Here is a 326-nt window from a genome sequence, read left to right as displayed (position 1 = left end):
GCGGATAACTTCATCGGGTGTTTTTTTGGAGAGAATCGCAACCCCATTAAAACTTTTTTGTCCGTGTGTTTCTATGTGATAACCTAAGCTTTCAATTGCATCGCGTGGAAAATTCTCATCGGTACTTTTGATTTCTTGTAAACAGACTATATCAGGCCGATTTTGCTGTAGCCATTGATATAATGTTTCATGCCGTGCTTTTATTCCAGCAATATTCCACGTTACTATTTTCATGATACTCAATCTTAAGTGTTATATGTGCGTTATAATGCCCTATATGCAATTTGTTAAATTACGATGTTAAAGCGTTCTATAAATGTCTTCGA

At 35.6% G+C, this 326-nt stretch carries 1 protein-coding gene; it reads right to left on the bottom strand.

Features of this window, described 5'->3' with window-relative positions:
* A partial coding sequence (locus ACFIO5_RS10565) for an exodeoxyribonuclease III (protein ID WP_375705376.1) occupies positions 1–234 on the bottom strand: 234 nt, incomplete at its 3' end.
* Positions 235–326: the final 92 nt, after the last annotated feature.

Source organism: Bartonella sp. AA86SXKL (assembly GCF_042196885.1).
The sequence above is the reverse complement of the archived record's forward strand: the minus strand, read 5'-3'. Positions and strand labels throughout refer to the sequence as shown.